This window comes from Microcoleus sp. Pol12A5 (assembly GCF_036701435.1).
GTDB lineage: Bacteria > Cyanobacteriota > Cyanobacteriia > Cyanobacteriales > Microcoleaceae > Microcoleus.
The window spans coordinates 28,978-46,457 of sequence record NZ_JAUBQU010000005.1; the positions used below are offsets into that span (position 1 = coordinate 28,978).

Consider the following 17,480-nt stretch of genomic DNA (forward strand, 5'->3'; position numbering starts at 1 on the left):
ATTAAGTTAGTGTAATTTAATAAATATGCAATTAAGTGAAAGAGCCAAGCAATTAATTCCCCAAGCAAGAATTGTCAGTTTTGCTACTTGGAAAAACTTATACTCAGATGAAGTAATTGCAATTTTTCAAAATGCTGACAATCAAAGTCGATATCTCACAGATGAAGAGTTAGAACTTATTAAAAATCTTCATCCTCCTCTCTCTTTAATGCTAGAAAAAGCCAGATTATTGCGAGAGCAAGCTCCTAATATTGTTGCTGATGCCAGAAAAAAGGTATTAGCGGACTTTCCCGATATAACTGAGCCTGGTAATGACCTTTATCCTCCCGAACGTGCTGAAGCCTGTTGGCGAGATTTTTGGCAGTTCCTACGCTGTATCACCTATGGAATTGCAGGTGACAGTCCTCAATTTACTAGCCAAGAAGGGCTCAAAAACATGGAGCTACTCTATCAAGAATTGCGGGTTCCTGTTTCGGCGATGCTCTGTGGACTAGAACAGTTGAAAGAAGTTAGCTTGCAGCAATTTAATTCTGAAGATCGGGATTTATTGAGTCTCTCTTTTGACCATTTAATCAGTGAGTTAAAAACTTTTAGTCAAGCTTAATCAACTCTCACAGTATCAGATTCCTTACTATTTATTGTCTAAAGCAGGTTTTCTAAAGCTGTAGCCACAACTCGATGATTTGAGTCTTGACGAAGTTGACCTAAAATTTCCTTAGCCTGCGGAGCATCAAAATGCTGTAAAGCAGATGCGACGTGCTGACGCATACGTTCATACTCAGAATTAGCCAGCATTAATAACTGAGAAAGTGCAGCCTGTTCCTGATTAGTTCCGGCTAATGTACCAAGTGCATCCACAGCCGCTTCCTGGGTGGTCATATCTTCGCCAGCTAAAGCTTCCATACAGACCTCAAAGAGTTCGTTTTCGCACTCCATATCAACCAAAACCGCCAGAATACTACGACGAACCAACCAGTGGTCATCCTGAAAAAAAGTCGAGACTAAATGAGATGCAGCACATCGACCAAACAGCGACAGAGAATTAGCAGCCTCAGCTCGCACATTCGGCGTGTTATCAAATTTCATGATTTGGAGCAATGCGGCGAAGGATTCAGCGGTTTGTTGCGTCCCAAACGCCCGGCTGACAAAGGAACGTACTAAGAATTCCGGGTCATCGAGTTTGCCCTTAAGCAAGGGAACGGCAATCTCTGCTTGATAATCCTTGAGAGCTGCAACTGCCTTGAGTCGATACTGAAAATCAGGATTGTTCAGAGACGTTTCGATTTCATGAATATCCATAACCACAACAAAGTATAATTTTTCTCTATTTTAACCAAAAAGTTCATAATTATGCAAATAACCAATGATATTTTAATAATTAATAACCTTGGCGGTTGTTATAGCTAAGCTCTTTGATCGAATCGAGTTTGAAAACAGCCGTACTTGAACCAATATTGTCGCAGTTCATGATGAGGTGTATGCAAACTGGCTTTAGCCTGATAGAGAATCACTTGTCGATGGTTTCCCATCCAAAGTCGTTTGGCTGGTTCAACAGAAATTAAGCACCCTCCTAGACTGTTAACACATTCCTCAAATCGCTCAACTGCTGGATAGTCTAAAGTTTCAAAAACTAGCAATTGACCGGAAAAAATTAGGTGACGACTTCTGATCCAAGCCTGAATTTTTTTACAAGCTATTGGGGGTAGCATCTTTCAGATCCTCAGCTTGAAAACTGAGTGATTTATTTTTATTTCAAGTGTTATATAGAAGAAAAAGAGCGAATAATAAACTCGCTGTTGAGCAAGCAGAAGATACCAAACTGAAACGAATACAAAGGTGAAGTCTAGGCCGATTTAGCCAACTTTAGTAATACTGATAATTTTGCCTCCCATTTTATGAATATTTTTAATTTGCTTAGACATTTGAGCATAGCTGACTTCATAACTGAATCTTGCTCACTCTGACCTTAGCACCACCAGACTTAGCAGCATTAATCCGAAAAAGTTTACCATTTGTGCTAGAGGCTCCACTGGTACCAACGCTATAAATTTGAATTTTCTGAGGCAGATTGCTCACAACCGTAGCAATTAATTGAGCTTGATTACTGCTATCGCTAGTAGCTGCTCCTCCCACCAAAGAAAGCATCCAATTAAACCAGAAATTCTGGATACCAGTTTGGCTGCGAATGCTCCGAGGATAAGGCACAATATTCTCGCCAAAATTCTGGGTATACTCGTCACTATCGATATAAGAATCGATTTCGACTTCATAGCCTTGACCGTTACAAATTTGGACGCGATCGGAAATCTAAAGGAGCGCGACAAGTAAATGCTTGCAGTTTAACTCGATGAACCGATAGGTAGAATTTGTGTTAAAAAATAGAGACTGATACAGGTCTGATTTTGCCACTTGTCTGACAAATTCACTCACCGTAATATCACCATTGCGAAGCAATGAGTCAGCACTGGTGAGACGCTGACTTTCCATCAGGTCAGCATTTCCTAACACCTGTCGCTAAGCAGCACGAATAACGACTTGTAAATCGTCTTCCGTTGCATTGGAGCACATTTCTGCTGGGTCACTGACGAAAGTGGCTGTTAAACTGAACATTTTTTGTCCTAACGTTAATTAAAGTTTGATTGAGAGTGTAAAAAAAGTTACTGTTGGCTGAAATAGCTTTACAGAGCCGAACACATCTGTTATAGAGGCAGAGAAAAACTATCTGTTTTTATCGTTATCGCTTTCATAATTGGGAGGGTGATAAGATAAAAATCGCGCTTGTTTCAGAGAGGGATAGAGAAGTAATTTTTTACTACTTCTCTACCCGCTAATCACTCTATGCCTCAAGCAACTTCTGTGATGCTGACAATTTTGCCACCTGCACGATGAATGCGCTGAATTTGCGGAGTCATATTCCCACCGGATACAAGATATTCAGTGTTACTTAGTCGGCGAGGACTATCAAATTTAGACCCCTTGACTAAAATCTTAAATGTCTTTTCGGTAGCATCTTTGTAAGCACTGATCCGACCGCCTGTTGTTGGTAAAGTAATCTTGTTACCGCTATTACCAGCCACAAAATCTACTAAGCGAGAAGCGGTAAAAGCACTATCAACTCCTGCATAACCTTGATACAGGGAAAGGGTGCGATTGTAGCCGACTTGCTTTTGTCCTACTTGACTTTTTGCCCCTTGATAATAAGGGACTGTATTCTCGCCAAATTTTTCCTGATATTCTGGACTATCGAGATAAGAATCAATTTCTGCCTCGTAGCCTTCTTGCGTACACCGACAAATATGCTCCGAAAGTTCCTCTTGAGCTAAAGGAGCGCGACCCAACAAATGTTTGAAGTTTAGCTCGACAAAGCGGTAAGGAGCGCAGGATTCAAAATACCGACTGCGATAAAAGTCAGATTTAGCCACAGCGCGGACAAATTCTCGTACCGTTATCGTGCCATCGCACAACTTGGATTCTGCAATAGTCAGGCGTTCACTTTCCATGACATGGGGATTGCCCAATACTTGCTTGTAAACAGCGCGAATTATTGCCTGTTTATCATCTGAGCTGCTGGTAGGCCAAAGTTCTACTGGCGCATCTAAAACGACACTCATGGAGTTTCTCCTAAGAATAAATAACGCTTCAAAACAGAGAATTAGGGATTGCGAAAGACACGCTCAGGGAGATAATTCCCCAAGTCGTTAAGGCAGAAGTTTGAGCGGTTGTTAGTTGACAGCAGTGATGCTGGAAATTACGCCGCCTTGTTTGTGGATGCGTTGATATTCTTGCGAGAGCCTATCAAATGGTACGAGATAGGCTTGATTGCTAGAGCGAAATTTAGAAACTCGGTTCATCACAGTCGTTGCTGAAGAACGATATCCAGTCACCGTAATGCGATAAACTTTGCCTTCTGCTGAGGCGCCTAATCCAGCACGAGTACGTGAATTGATACCAGACTCTTGGAATGCCCAACCATCTCCAACTGCACCACCTGAAGGGGGAACTATGGGTAGGGGGGTTTGCTGAATCACGAATTTATTCAGAACAGGGGTTTTTCCAGAAAGACTGCCCTTGAGGTCGCTACTGGAAGCTCCGCGCAAGAGAGCAAACATATGAGTAAACCCAACCATATTTTGTCCTGGCTGGGTTTTGTAGCCTCGGAAATAGGGAACGATATTTTCCCCGTAGGCATTTTGGTATTCATCACTGTCGAGGTAAGAATCAATTTCTGCCTCGAAGCCTTCAGTATCTAGAATGGTGCTATGTGCCCTCATTTCTTCTAAGCCATCAGGAGCCCGACCTAGAAGATGTTTGAAATTGAGTTCAATAAACCGATAGCGAGGACAAGTATCAAAAAAGCGAGAGCGGTAAGCGTCTGATTTTGCCAGAGCGCGGACAAATTCGCGCACACTGAATTCACCACTTTTGAATTGGGATTCAGGAATCGTCGCTCGTTCACTTTCCATGACGTAAGCATTACCCAAAACTTGCCGATAAACGGCATTAATAATGGTTTCTACTTCTTCTTGTGAACGTCCTGGAATTAGTTCTAAACGAGGTGTTTCTTCAAATAAACTGACTCCAAGTCGAGATGCAGGTCCAAAAACCATTTAAAAACTCTCCACGATTGTATTACATGAGAAACTACCATACTTAGACGTTATATTAAAAAACTTTACATAACTTAACATAAAATCCGATCGGGGAGCTTATTTGTACTACAAAAAGAGGTGGAAATCTGGGTTCGGAGTCTTTTATTGCAATATTTATTCTGTATTACAAAATACAAAATTGTAATATATGGCGAATGTGACTTGAAATTATTAAGCCGATAAGTTATACGATGTGAGGTAACTCAGTAGCAAAACTTTGACGCTTTTCAAACTGTAGAGAGCCAAAAGCCGACCCCCAAACCTGTTGATGGGTATTTACGTCCAGACCTCGATCGAGGCTCCTCCAAGTTGTTTCTGTAATTTCGACATCACTGACTAGGTAGGTGGAACAACCTCTTTTTTCGATGAGACAAAGGTTTCCTGGTTCCACACCGCCTCGAAACATTTCGCCGTCTCGTTTAAAAATCATGGAACAGTGATAGCGTCGTTGCAGACTATCTGGTTTAATAGTTTTGAGAATGCTTAATTCTCGTGCGGCTCCGGCATACTGTATGGGGTCTTGGAGGCTATAATTTTCAATATAAATCTGATCCCCCTGGTCAATTAAGCGATGAACTCCCTGACGATAGGGAGTCCACAGATCGTGGTCGTAAACCTGTTCAGAGTAAAAGCCAATGGCATTGAAAAATTCAAAGGGTAAGGGACGAAAAAATATCCGAATATGGGCAAATTGTTGTGGGTTATCAAAGGATTGTTGATAGTTACTAAAATCCCCAGCCATCCACTGAGCTAAAGTGATTAAATCATTGCTTTTAACTGAATTCATATGCTAAGAAGAAGGTAGAATAAAGTTGATTAATAGCAATTAGCAATTCACTAATTCCCTGACAGCGAACGAATCTCTGAGGAAAATGATGCCGTTACTACCCCACTTCCTCCACTGGTTTTAATTAGGGAAACACGAAACCGTAAATTAGGATTAGCAAACCAGATTTTTTCTTCCGCTGCGGCGTGTTCGTAGCTAGTCAAAAGCACAAAAGTTCCATCCTCTGTGATGTGATAGTCACCTGCTGCGGCAATAGTTTCAGCATAACCTTGATCTCGTAATAACTTACCTCGATTAGGTACATTTGGATCGGGGATTGGTACAAGAATACAACTCCCCTTAACCTCAGAATTCTCATCCCAATCTGACTCACCCTCCCAACTCATTTGAAAAGGCATTACTGCTTGGGATGGGTCAACATTATACAATTGACAGAGTTCCATTACTGCCCGATCGCCCGGTGAGATAGCAACGATATCAATGACTGACTGCACAGCTTCAAAGTGTCTGAAAGTCAAATGATGGGCGCTGCGCTGGGATCGCCACCGTCCTAGAGAATTTTCAACAAACTGCTTAATATGGTTCATGGAAAATATTGTACAGGGGCAAGAGCCAAAATATTCTTGTCTTCAGAACTCCACTTTTTGCGCCCCTGTCCACGAAAAAAAAGTGCTTTTAGCGACAAAAGTAACAAATTGTTACTTTGTTTCTCAGGAATGAGACAGAGGCAACACCCCAGAGATATATTCAAAACCATTAAGTTCGTCACCAAGTTGACCAACTGAGATCAGAAATAATTTTTCTAAGTTAAGGAGAACTCAATGCTTGACGCTTTTTCAAGAGCTGTAGTTGCAGCCGATGCCAGCACCTCCACCGTCGGTGATATTAGTGCCCTGAGAGCTTTCGTTGCCAACGGCAACCGACGCTTGGATGCTGTAAACGCGATCGCCAGCAATGCTAGCTGCATGGTTTCTGATGCTGTTGCCGGTATGATCTGCGAAAACCAAGGCTTGATTCAAGCTGGTGGTAACTGCTATCCTAACCGCCGCATGGCTGCTTGCTTGCGCGATGCAGAAATCATTTTGCGCTATGTAACCTACGCTTTGTTGGCTGGTGATGCTTCTGTTCTTGATGACCGTTGCTTGAATGGTTTGAAAGAAACCTACGCAGCTTTGGGCGTGCCCACCACCTCCACCGTGCGTGCCGTTCAAATCATGAAGGCTCAAGCCGCTGCTCACATCCAAGACAATCCTAGCGAAAAATTTGCTGGTGCTAAGCTCCGCAAAATGGGCAGTCCTGTAGTAGAAGATCGTTGTGCTAGCCTCGTTGCTGAAGCTTCCAGCTACTTCGATCGCATCATTTCTGCACTGAGCTAGTCCATTGCTAATCGCAATTGGCTCAGCAAAATTGAAACTACGCTCACTGTCATCAAAATCACTTTAGGAGTTTTAGGAAATGAAATCAGTTCTCACCACAGCTATTGCCTCTGCTGATGCAGCAGGCCGCTTCCCTAGCACCTCAGATTTAGAATCAGTTCAAGGTTCTATTCAACGCTCTGCTGCTCGTTTAGAAGCTGCAGAAAAACTAGGCAACAACCTCGACGCAGTTGCTAAAGAAGCTTATGATGCTTGCATCAAAAAGTATCCTTACTTGAACGAATCCGGTCAAGCTAACTCCACCGATACTTTCAAAGCAAAATGCCATCGTGACATCAAGCACTACCTGCGCTTGGTCCAATACTGCTTAGTTGTTGGCGGCACAGGCCCTCTGGACGAATGGGGTATTGCTGGTCAACGCGAAGTTTATCGTGCTTTGGGCTTGCCGACTGCTCCTTACGTTGAAGCATTAAGCTTTGCTCGCAATCGCGGTTGCGCTCCTCGCGATATGTCCGCTCAAGCTTTGACCGAGTACAATGCTCTCCTCGACTACGCGATCAACTCCCTGTCCTAATTAATTGGCAGGTTTGTAATGTCGCAAGTGGGTAGTTGATACCCCGACAAGTCTAGGAACTCTTGGCTCATTGCTTTACCAATTTTGGTGAGGTAAGGGTAAAGAATTCCTAGGCTTGTTATTGTATTTTAATAGGCATATCATATTATAGTTATTGCAGACTGCTAATTTTATGGATAAACGCTTTTTTAGTTTTTTTAATTTAACGGAAGACCAGGCGATCGCACTTTTAGATACGCCCCAAGCCCAAATCGGCGAAGAGGATTCCCGCTACATAGCTGCTTCCCACTTGATCAATTTCTCAAGCGATCGATCGATCGCAGCACTGATGCGAGCAGTACAACAAACCGATCCGGTGCTGGAAAACCGGATTGTGCGGCGCAAATCGGTGGAAACATTAGGAAGACTGCAAGCTGTGCAAGCATTGCCGGTGATTCGCACCTGTCTGGCGGATGATGACTGCTACACGGTGGAAAATGCTGTTTGGGCGATCGGCGAAATTGGCACTCAAGATCCGGATATTTTAGCAGAAGTTGCTCAATTGCTGGACAAACCGGGACAAACCTACCGGGTAATTATCCACACCCTAACTAAATTAGATTATCAGCCAGCCGTAGCCAGAATTCGCAGGTTTGTCGATGATACTGATCCGCCGACTGCTAGTGCTGCGATCGCCGCAATTTGTCGCTTAACCAGAGACTTTTCTCAAATGGGAAAAGTTGTCGCGATGTTGCAGCACAAAAATGTCCTTGGGCGCAGATTATCTATTCAGGATTTGATAGATGCGCGTTACTACGATGCAATTCCAAATATTGCCAGATGTCCGGTATCTTTAGTCTTTCGCCTCAGAGGAATTAGGATGTTAGCCGAAGCAGGAATTGCTGACAACTTCCTGACATTTGCTACTATTAAACCCCATTTGGAACAAACATTAAGAGATTATCCAGCAGATTTAGATCTAGTGCATAGTTATGAAAAATTACCCGACTTACCGTTTTTGATTCGCCAATTATACGAAACAGATTTTGGACGTTGCTATTTAGCAGCTAAAACGATACTGAAAAATTACTCAGAGGACGCACCAGCCGCCCTGTTTGCTACATTTGCTGAAGAAGCAAATAATGACTATGGAGCGCATTTTCATGTGGTAAAATTGTTTGGTTGGTTAAAACATTCTCCAGCCTACGATTTGTTATTGGAAGCTTTGCATCACCCCCAACCGCAGTTTCAGAAATCCCGTGCAGCGGCAGCGATCGCCCTGGGGGAACTGGGAGAACAACGTGCTATTCCAGAATTGAAAGCCTGTCTGAAAACTAAAATCTGGGATTTGAAGTATGCTGCATTAATGGCACTAGAAAAACTTGGTGATGTCAGCGGTTATGAAATTGCTGCGGCTGACCAAGATTGGTTGGTTAGAGCTAAAGTAGATGCTCATACTTCGGTAACATCCTAATTATCTTAATAGGGCATAGGACATAGGGCATAGGGCATAGGGCATACCTCACCACGCGCTTGAACCGCCATACAACTGTCAACTATCAACTGTCAACTGCTATAAAACCACCAAAACCATGACAACAGATGCTTTGTTTGAACAACTAAAACACCCGAATCCTCATCTGCGCGATCGGGCAATGTTTGAAATTGCCGATTCCCGCGATGAAAATACAATTTCTCGACTGGTGGGCATTTTAGATGAAGAAGATGTCACCTATCGTCGGGCGGCCGTAAAAGCTTTGGGCGTGATTGGTGAAGATGCCGTGCCATCGGTGGTGGACGCATTGTTAAACAGTGATAATGTGACTGTGCGAGGGAGTGCGGCGAAGGTATTGGCACAAATTGCGATTAATTATCCAGAGTTGCCGTTTCCTGAAGCAGGCTTGCAGGGATTAAAAAAGGCGATCGACGATCCGAATCCTGTGGTTAATATTGCTTCAGTGATGGCCTTGGGGCAGATGGGTTCCTCTGCTTTTGAGATTTTGGTGGAGTCGCTCAAAACAACGGATAATGTGGCGGTACAGGTGGCGATCGTGAATGCTCTTGCTTCGCTGGGCGATCGACGTTGTGTAGAAGTTCTGACCACATTTGCGAATGATGAATCGGTGGATTCTTATGTGCGGGAATCAGCGACAAGTTCTTTATCCCGGTTAGATTTAGTGATTAATTACAAGCGTGCAGATAGTTAGATTTAGTGAGATTTTTAGCACTACTCTTGAGCGCACACAGCACTTGCAGCAGACTAAGCTATGATAAAACTTTGGGCTTTGCTGATTCACGGTATGAATCAACTTTTCGCTTATAGGTATTGGGAAATCTTAAATTCATACCTCTATTCAACAACGCCAGCTTTCAGAGTTAACAGGAGTTCATGTGGGAATGCAAATTGAACCCTACGACCCTTGCCACCTTGATGCTGTTATTCGTCTTTCACTTAGGGCCTGGACTCCGGTCTTTGATTCGATTCAGAAGGCGATGAACGCTGATGTTTACCAAGCATTCTATCCCAATCATTGGCGTGTGAGCCAGCAAAAAGCTGTGGAGGATGTCTGTGCTGCGGAAGACACGAATGTATGGGTTGCGATCGATGCAGGTTCTACTGTGGGCTTTGTAGCTGTGAAACTACACTCAGAGGACAGCATGGGTGAAATCTACATGGTTGCTGTCGATCCAGACTTTCAAGGTCGCGGCATTGGTAGTGCTTTAATAGAATTCGCTCTCGGTTGGATGAAAGATGCGGGGATGTCTATTGCTATGGTTGAGACTGGGGGCGATCCAGGTCATCAAAGAGCCCGTCACACCTATGAAAAGGTGGGCTTCGAGCTATTCCCAGTCGCCAGATACTTCAAGAAGCTCTAAGTGCAGATGTGTTGATTTCGCTCGCGCATTGTATACTTCAACTTAATGCGATCGCCCGCTCTTATGAGTGAAGTGGTAATTCAAATAGCCCCAAAACTAGGCGGTAATTCCACTAAATTCAAATCGAAAACTCTACTTGTACACCGCTCGTATAGCAGAAACGAGGAGCTCAGATGACTTTAAACCAACAAGGAATAGTCATGATGCCTCACGAAGGCGATGTTTTGACAGTTGCCGGTGATGCTGTCACGTTCAAGGCATTGGGGCAGAACACTCAGGGGCAATATGCGCTGATTGAGATTTTATGTAATCCTGATGTCGGTACGCCTCCCCATATTCATAGCCGTGAAGATGAAGCGTTTTACGTTCTTGAGGGTGAAGTCGAGTTTCGCTTAGATGACCAAACTATTTTGGCAACACCCGGTACGTTCTTACATTCTCCCAGGGGACAAAAACACAGTTTAAAAAATACTGGAACGGCGCGAGCGCGAATGTTGTGTTGGATAACACCTGCTGGTTTGGAGATGTTTTTTGCTGAAGTTGGGAGACCTGTAGCCGATCCGCTCAATCCACCTGTGCCGGATCAAGCTGCGATCGATAAACTGCTAGCGACTGCACCCAAATATGGACTCACAATCTTACCCCCTGAAGCGTAAGTCCTTATAAGCTACAGGTTGTAATCAAATAAAGGCTAATCGTTGGAGATTCTAATTGGAACTGAAGAGAGATTGCGGGTACGACCAATCCTTGGACGGTGAAGTGTGAGTTCTAGATTCCCCGGTTGAAATCTAATTTGCGATCGCATTCTATACCTCCAACTTAGTCCTGTAGAGAGACGAATGGAAATACCAATAACAACTACTCATCAGGTTTGGCTTTGCAAAGCCAATTTTTGATAAGCCTGTCGAATAGGAATCTGAATGATGAACTCTGCCCCCTCACCGGGATGAGAAACACACTTCAACTGTCCGCGGTGTTTTTCTACCACAATCTGGTAGCTGATTGACAGCCCCAGACCCGTGCCCTTCCCTACGGGTTTCGTCGTGAAGAACGGGTCGAACAACCGCCGGTTTACTTCCTCTGTCATACCAGGGCCATTGTCGCAAATGCGAATCACAACAAATTGGGGAGCTTTCCGGGTCGGGGCGAGGTTGTGGGAATCCACCTCAACCGAAGAAATTGTAGAGCTTTCGGCAAGGGGGGGATTGGAAATCGGGGATTTTTCTTCTTCCCCATACCCCACTGAGGTGCGAATTGCGATCGTGCGCGGCCCCCTTTGGTCATTGAGAGTGTCAATCGCATTCGCCAGTAAATTTACAAACACCTGGTTCAGTTGGCCGGCATAGCACTCCACCAGCGGCAGCGGGCCGTACTCTTTAATTATTTGAATAGCAGGCTGGTCTAATTTAGCTTGCAGTCGGTGCTGCAAAATCAGTAGGCTGTTATCGATGCCCTCATGGATATCGACCTCTTTCATTTCCGCTTCATCCAGTCGCGAGAAGTTTCGCAGGGAGAGGACTATTTCGCGAATTCGGTCTGCCCCCACCTTCATCGAATCCAGCACTTTGGGTAAGTCTTCCATCAAGAAATCTAATTCGATTGCCTCAATATCCTCAACAATCGCTGCTGTAGGATAGGGGTATTGTTCTTGATAGAGTTTCACCAGTCCTAGTATGTCTTCACTGTATGTCCTAACGTGACTCAGGTTGCCATATATGAAGTTAATCGGGTTATTAATTTCGTGGGCCACCCCGGCCACCATCTGTCCGAGGGAGGACATTTTCTCCGTCTGAATTAGCTGGGTCTGGGTGCGCTTGAGTTCTTGGAAAGAAAGCTCTAATTGTTCGGCTTGTTTTTTTAATTGCGCTTCTGATATTCGCAGAGCTTGCTCTATCTGCACGCGATCGCGAATTTCCTGCCTCAGGAGCAGATTTTTTTCCTTTAGTTCCTGCGTCCTCTCTTCCACTTTATGTTCTAAAGTCCGGCTGTAATCTTCTAATTGCTCATTGGCTTGTTTCAGGTTGTCAGTCGCCTCAGACAAATTGGCATAGAGTCGGGCATTTTCCAGGGAAATCGCCGCTTGAGAACAGAGCACAGTTAAAACTTCCAGACGATCGGGAGTAAACGCACTCCTTGTCAGATTATTTTCCAAGTAAAGCAGACCAATGAGCTTTCCTTTATGGACGACTGGCATACATAAAATCGACTTCGGTTGGGCGTTGACGATATAGCGATCCATGGTAAAAAGTCCCTCCCGACTGGCATCATTTAAGACCACATTTTGCTGAGTTCTAGCCACATAATTGAGAATAGAAAAGGGCAATTTCTGAGTAGTTTCTATCGGGGTGGATTGCAGCACTAGGACCTCATCATTATCTATGCTTGCCGTGCCTTCTACCACCAGTTGACCATCTTTTTCTAAAATTAAGTAGCTTTTTTCAGCCCCAGCATTCTCCATCGCAATTTTCAATAACTTAGAAAGCAGACTTTCCAGAACAATTTCGCCAGAAATAGCTTGAGAAGATTTCATCACAGAGGCGAAATCCAGTGCTGCAAAACTCCCCGTAGTCGTCGAGCTGGTCGTCCGCGATACGTCGAAGCTGGGGGCTTCTTTCGTCAGTATTCGCGAGAAAAATTCAGGATATTCTTCTGATAAATCCTGCACTTTTGCCTTCGCTCCCCAGCGAACATAGCCATAGTAAGCATCCGTCAAATAAATCTCCGCTATCTTCTCCCGGCCGCGAGAGAAATAAAACTCGGCAGCGCGTTCATTAGCTAGGGCTTCTTCCTGAATGTATCCCTGTTCTCTGGCTCCTTGAATGCTAGCGTCATAATACTCCATCGCTTTGCCAATTTTTCCTAAGACTCGTGCTTTTTCTGCCTCCACTAACTCGTACTTGTGTTGATAATTCATCGGCCCATGTACAGCCCATTCCTGCATTTTTTCCTGATTTTTCGCCACTTGCTTCAAGAATTCTTCTTGTTCGCTGCTGGGAACTTCTGAATATTGAGCTAGCAGAGCCATAGAATAATAGAAATTGTGTTCGACACTACTCATCAGCCCAGGTACACCTTCTTTGTATTTTTCTGATTCGCGGGCGCTTTTCACTGACTGAGCGTAATCTTTCAACAAGTAAAATCGAATTAATTTTGTCAGGTGAGCAACAAAAATAAACATATGTTTATTGTCGGCAATTGACTGTTGCAGGATTTCTTCTTCATTCAAAACTTCGCCTTTTATCATATATTCTTCTTCAGGGGCGGCGAGTAATTGTAATACCATTAGTCTCCATGTTTTTAAATAACGAATATGGGAATCTTGTTTAAGATTTAGAAGTAAATTAAGGTATTGCACCTGCTTCTGACCCACAAACTCCAGCGGTTGGCCTGTAAAAAGTATATGATCGCAATAGTAGATAGAATTATAACCAACATATTCTAAATCTCCTGTTTCCAAACCGCTTTTAATGCCCTCAAGCAATGGTGCTAAGGTTTCTTTCCCATGCTCTTTCCAGTGTCTAATATGAGCATTAAAAACTACATAGACGTGAGATTTGATTTCCTTGGCATCAAATCGAGCCAACAAATTTAAAGCTAGCTGTCCAAATCGATATCCTACCTCAATTTCACCCAGAGGCCCGCACAAAAATAAGCCATAAATCCCATAGCCGGAAGCAGCTTGGGGTGAATTACCATATTGAATACAAAGATGAATCATTGTAAATGGGAATTCGGGAAATAAGGCAGGAGTCACATGATGAGCAAGAGGGGCGGATTTCCATAATATCCCCATAGCAATCCGCTTATTGAGATCCGTCATTTCTGGCAGATGAGCTAAGGCCTCAGTATTCATCTCTTGTGGAGGCTCTGGACAAAGGGAGACACCCAGCATACCCAGAACTTGCAGCCCGATATCTAACGCGACTTGCATCTGGTTTTGCAAGGAATAAAACTGCATTTGGATTTCATAAACTTTGACTTTTTCGAGCAGAGTTTTCGCGTGCTTGAGAGCCTCCTCAGACAGCATTTTTGCGCGCTCGAAGTTAATATTTAGAAATTCCACCGCCGCCGCTTCCGCATACAGAGAAAACGTCAGGTCATACTGAGTTTCCCAGCTATCTTCCCTGAGGAGTTCTAGCCCCACCCGTAGTTGTCTGGCGGAAGTTTCATAAGCTGTTGCTGCCTTAGCTTTTTTGCCTGCTATCAAATTTAATCGGGCTAGACGATCTTTTTTTGCCTGATTGGTGATGAAGTCAGCCCCAACATTTAACTGATTGACAATCTCAAAGATATTTTCTTCAATCTCCTCTGCTGGAGTATGCTCTAGTAGCAGTTCACCAATTTTAAAGTGGGTTTGTTGTTTCTGAGATTCCGGAATAAGAGAATACGCCGCTTGCTGCACGCGGTCATGGAGAAATTTGTAAGCGATAGGCGCGTTATGGCTGTAAGGCAAAGGGGCAGGTGAGGATGATAGCAGAGGAGAATCTAAAGCTATTCTCTCCTTTACTTCCCTGCTCATTTCATCGGAGGTAAAAACGAGAGGGATTTTGTAGGCTTCGCTCAGGGGCAAAACCAAGCCAGCCTGAAGTGCTTCCCACAAATCAGTTGCCGTTTCCGACTGAGATTTTTCCTTGACAATAGCCAGAACGTCTAAATTAAATTTGTCTCCTATACAGGCTGCTAATTTTAAGACATCCTGTGTCTCCTCCGGTAGTTTTTGAATATTTCGGGCAATCAGTTCGACGACATTATAATCCGTGATGCCTACCGCTTGAATTTGGTTCAATGACCAATGCCAGCACCCAGCACTGAAATCAAAGGTCAATAGCTTTTCTTGATGCAGAGTAGCGAACATCTGAGTCAAGAAGAAAGGATTGCCCTGGGTTTTATTGAAAAGTAGCTCGGCCAATTCAGAAACCCGGTTTCTCGCAACAGAAGACTCATTCAGGGTATCGGCTACCAGCAAGCTGGCGTTGCCAATATCCAAAGGATGGAGAGTGATATTATTTACAACCGCCCCATTTTTTTGAATCTCATCCAACGTTAGCATCAACGGATGCGTCGGACTTACTTCGTTATCTCGATAGGCTCCCATCAGCAGTAAATATTGGCTGTCCGGGTCACAAATAAGCAGATGAATCAACTTGAGCGATGCCGAATCTGCCCACTGTAAGTCATCCAAAAAGACGACGAGCGGGTGTGAGGGTTTAGTAAATATATGAATGAATTCTTTAAACACGCGATTAAAGCGATTCTCGGATTCAGATGACCCCAATTGCGGAACCGCTCCTTGAGGCCCGACAATCAGTTCGACTTCGGGAATGACATCTACTATGACTTGGCCATTTGAGCCTAAAGCTTCTAAAAGTTGCTGTTTCCAAATCGCTAGTTTTTCCGAACTTTCTGTTAACAGATGCCGCATCAAGCCGGCGAAAGCTTGAATCAAAGAAGCATAAGGAATATTTCGCTTTAATTGGTCAAATTTACCCGAAATAAAATAGCCGCGCTGCCGAAGAATGGGTTTTTGAACTTCATTCACTAAGGAAGATTTGCCAATTCCTGAGTAGCCGCTCACTAGCATCATTTCGCTGTTTCCGCCGGAGACTCGCTCAAAGGCTTCCATCAAAGTGGCTACTTCTTGCTCGCGGCCATAGAGTTTTTGCGGGATAAGAAATTGTCCAAATTTATCCCTCTTACCGATTGAGAAGTTGCCAATTTTCCCATGGGTTTGCAGTTGATGACGGCACATTTCTAGGTCAGCTTTTAGCCCCAGGGCGCTTTGGTATCTGTCTTCAGCGGTTTTGGCTAATAATTTCATTACGATGTCAGAAATTGCTTGGGGAATCTCAGCGATATGCTCATGGGGTGGCACTGGTCTTTTAGCGATATGGCAGTGAATTAATTCCAGGGGGTCGCTGGCTTGATGCGGCAGCTTTCCAGTCAGAATTTCATAAAAAGTGACCCCTAATGAGTAAAAGTCGGTGCGGTAGTCAATTGAGCGATTCATCCGCCCGGTTTGCTCTGGGGACATATAGGCAAGGGTGCCTTCTAGCAAGTTGGGATTGCTGAGGATCTGGTTTTCTCGCTCTAGGTAAGTGGAAATGCTAAAATCTATGATTTTAATTTTATCTGTTTTGGAGTTGATAATGATATTCTGCGGTTTAATATCTTTATGGATAATCTTATTTTCATGCAGTTGAGCTAGGGTCTCGGCTAAATGAATTGCCAGACTTAGAAATTCGCTTATTTCAAGGTGTTTAGCTACCATTAGGTTTTTCAGAGATTTTCCCCCAAAATCTTCTAATATTAGCGCCAGACCGTTATTATGCTTTTCCAAAGAGTGAGCTTTGACAATCCCTGCCATGTCCAGAGTTGCGAGGATTTTATATTCATGCCTCAACCGCGCGATTTCTTCTATTGTGGGATACTCGGCTTTAAGGGTTTTTACTATAACCGGAGTTAGCTCGGACTCCCTAACGCCGCGATAAATAACTGTATTGACCCCTTCATGAAGGGGCAACGATAAGAGTTTGTAACCGGGCAGCGTGGTTTTCATATTCGTTTTTTCGATTAGTTCGATTATTCGGATGTGGAATTGATGGATGAGAATATGAGACAGCGATGTTGGAGGGTCTGTTGGGAAAATTCAAACGAGCAGGGAATGAGCTTGTTAGCAAGTGCCAATATTTTCTCCGCTCATTCAATGCTAATGTGCATCACGATCTAATGTTTAATTATAATTATAATACCTCTGCTGGAGTTGGAGAAGCAAGAATTGGGGCTTGGACAAGCACATCCAGATACATTATGCGATCGCACTACCTAAAGCATCTGTTTAAAGTTCTCTGGACGTACTCGGCACAGAGGCTTCAAGTTTTTTGAGACTTTAGGTTTTTTACATCCCAGTAGCTGATTATGTGTCTGAGCCTGAATTATTCTAACTTAGGATTATATATCGTACTACAATATATTTGCAGCAATTCGACCGGGTGCGATCGTTGATTTTAACAGTGTACAGCTCGCGATCGCCTTGCGTACTTTTTTAAGAGGTCTATTGTAAGGGTGTGCTAGCCAGAACTTAGTTACTTGAGCGTCCGATCATCGCTAAGTTGAACACCTAGTCTGTAAGCGAGCAAGATGCGATTATGAAATAAGTTAAAGGTGATCCGGATCGGAACCAGCAAATACTCGTTCTCCCGACGCTGCTGCCAAACTTGCAGCGCCACTGACTATGTATC

General features: G+C 43.8%; 16 protein-coding genes and 1 pseudogene. 7 read left to right on the plus strand and 10 right to left on the minus strand.

What is annotated here, in order from left to right; all coding sequences use genetic code 11:
• Window positions 1-25 precede the first annotated feature (25 nt).
• On the plus strand, window positions 26-604 hold the full coding sequence (locus tag QUA45_RS02290) for a phycobilisome protein (protein ID WP_333095517.1): 579 nt from the start codon (window positions 26-28) through the stop codon (window positions 602-604).
• 38 nt (window positions 605-642) lie between these two features.
• On the opposite strand, the gene QUA45_RS02295 is transcribed toward QUA45_RS02290, so the two are convergent.
• The 9 genes and pseudogenes from QUA45_RS02295 to QUA45_RS02335 all read right to left on the minus strand — a co-directional run bounded on the left by QUA45_RS02295 (window position 643) and on the right by QUA45_RS02335 (window position 6,023).
• Window positions 643-1,299, minus strand: coding sequence for a HEAT repeat domain-containing protein (locus QUA45_RS02295; protein WP_333095515.1), 657 nt, complete (start codon window positions 1,297-1,299; stop codon window positions 643-645).
• Window positions 1,300-1,403: 104 nt separating this feature from the next.
• A complete protein-coding gene (locus QUA45_RS02300) occupies window positions 1,404-1,709 on the minus strand; it encodes a CpeR family transcriptional regulator (RefSeq protein ID WP_333095513.1) in 306 nt (101 codons plus the stop codon).
• Between the two features lie 144 nt (window positions 1,710-1,853).
• Window positions 1,854-1,922 carry a phycobilisome linker polypeptide gene (locus tag QUA45_RS02305; RefSeq protein WP_333095563.1) on the minus strand — a complete coding sequence of 23 codons (69 nt, stop codon included), beginning with the start codon at window positions 1,920-1,922 and terminating at the stop codon, window positions 1,854-1,856.
• 16 nt (window positions 1,923-1,938) lie between these two features.
• A complete protein-coding gene (locus QUA45_RS02310; protein ID WP_333095569.1) occupies window positions 1,939-2,205 on the minus strand; it encodes a hypothetical protein in 267 nt (88 codons plus the stop codon).
• A gap of 45 nt (window positions 2,206-2,250) precedes the next feature.
• Window positions 2,251-2,487, minus strand: a pseudogene (locus tag QUA45_RS02315) (phycobilisome rod-core linker polypeptide); the annotation flags it as partial.
• Between the two features lie 356 nt (window positions 2,488-2,843).
• Window positions 2,844-3,611 carry a phycobilisome rod-core linker polypeptide gene (locus QUA45_RS02320; RefSeq protein WP_333067114.1) on the minus strand — a complete coding sequence of 256 codons (768 nt, stop codon included), beginning with the start codon at window positions 3,609-3,611 and terminating at the stop codon, window positions 2,844-2,846.
• A 111-nt stretch (window positions 3,612-3,722) separates the two neighbouring features.
• Window positions 3,723-4,607 (minus strand): phycobilisome linker polypeptide, encoded by an 885-nt coding sequence (locus QUA45_RS02325; protein ID WP_333067113.1) that lies wholly within the window; start codon window positions 4,605-4,607, stop codon window positions 3,723-3,725.
• Between the two features lie 226 nt (window positions 4,608-4,833).
• Window positions 4,834-5,436: a chromophore lyase CpcT/CpeT gene (locus tag QUA45_RS02330; RefSeq protein WP_333095512.1), complete on the minus strand. Its 603-nt coding sequence runs from the start codon at window positions 5,434-5,436 to the stop codon at window positions 4,834-4,836.
• Between the two features lie 50 nt (window positions 5,437-5,486).
• On the minus strand, window positions 5,487-6,023 hold the full coding sequence (locus QUA45_RS02335) for a phycobiliprotein lyase (protein ID WP_333095511.1): 537 nt from the start codon (window positions 6,021-6,023) through the stop codon (window positions 5,487-5,489).
• A 234-nt stretch (window positions 6,024-6,257) separates the two neighbouring features.
• Here QUA45_RS02335 and cpeB point away from each other — a divergent pair, with 234 nt between their 5' ends.
• The 6 genes from cpeB (at window position 6,258) to QUA45_RS02365 (ending at window position 10,898) form a co-directional block, all read left to right on the plus strand.
• Complete coding sequence (gene cpeB, locus QUA45_RS02340) at window positions 6,258-6,812, plus strand: C-phycoerythrin subunit beta (protein WP_333067110.1); 555 nt, start codon at window positions 6,258-6,260, stop codon at window positions 6,810-6,812.
• Window positions 6,813-6,891: 79 nt separating this feature from the next.
• Window positions 6,892-7,386 (plus strand): bleomycin hydrolase, encoded by a 495-nt coding sequence (locus QUA45_RS02345; protein WP_333067109.1) that lies wholly within the window; start codon window positions 6,892-6,894, stop codon window positions 7,384-7,386.
• Window positions 7,387-7,558: 172 nt separating this feature from the next.
• Entirely contained in the window at window positions 7,559-8,839 is a 1,281-nt protein-coding gene (locus tag QUA45_RS02350) for a HEAT repeat domain-containing protein (RefSeq protein WP_333095509.1), read from the plus strand.
• 118 nt (window positions 8,840-8,957) lie between these two features.
• Window positions 8,958-9,572: a HEAT repeat domain-containing protein gene (locus tag QUA45_RS02355; protein WP_333095507.1), complete on the plus strand. Its 615-nt coding sequence runs from the start codon at window positions 8,958-8,960 to the stop codon at window positions 9,570-9,572.
• 190 nt (window positions 9,573-9,762) lie between these two features.
• Window positions 9,763-10,242 (plus strand): GNAT family N-acetyltransferase, encoded by a 480-nt coding sequence (locus QUA45_RS02360; protein WP_333095505.1) that lies wholly within the window; start codon window positions 9,763-9,765, stop codon window positions 10,240-10,242.
• Window positions 10,243-10,415: 173 nt separating this feature from the next.
• Window positions 10,416-10,898 carry a quercetin 2,3-dioxygenase gene (locus tag QUA45_RS02365; RefSeq protein WP_333095504.1) on the plus strand — a complete coding sequence of 161 codons (483 nt, stop codon included), beginning with the start codon at window positions 10,416-10,418 and terminating at the stop codon, window positions 10,896-10,898.
• A gap of 209 nt (window positions 10,899-11,107) precedes the next feature.
• Here QUA45_RS02365 and QUA45_RS02370 read toward each other — a convergent pair whose 3' ends face one another.
• Window positions 11,108-16,798, minus strand: a complete 5,691-nt coding sequence (locus QUA45_RS02370) for an AAA family ATPase (protein WP_333219194.1) — start codon at window positions 16,796-16,798, stop codon at window positions 11,108-11,110.
• Between the last annotated feature and the right edge of the window lie 682 nt (window positions 16,799-17,480).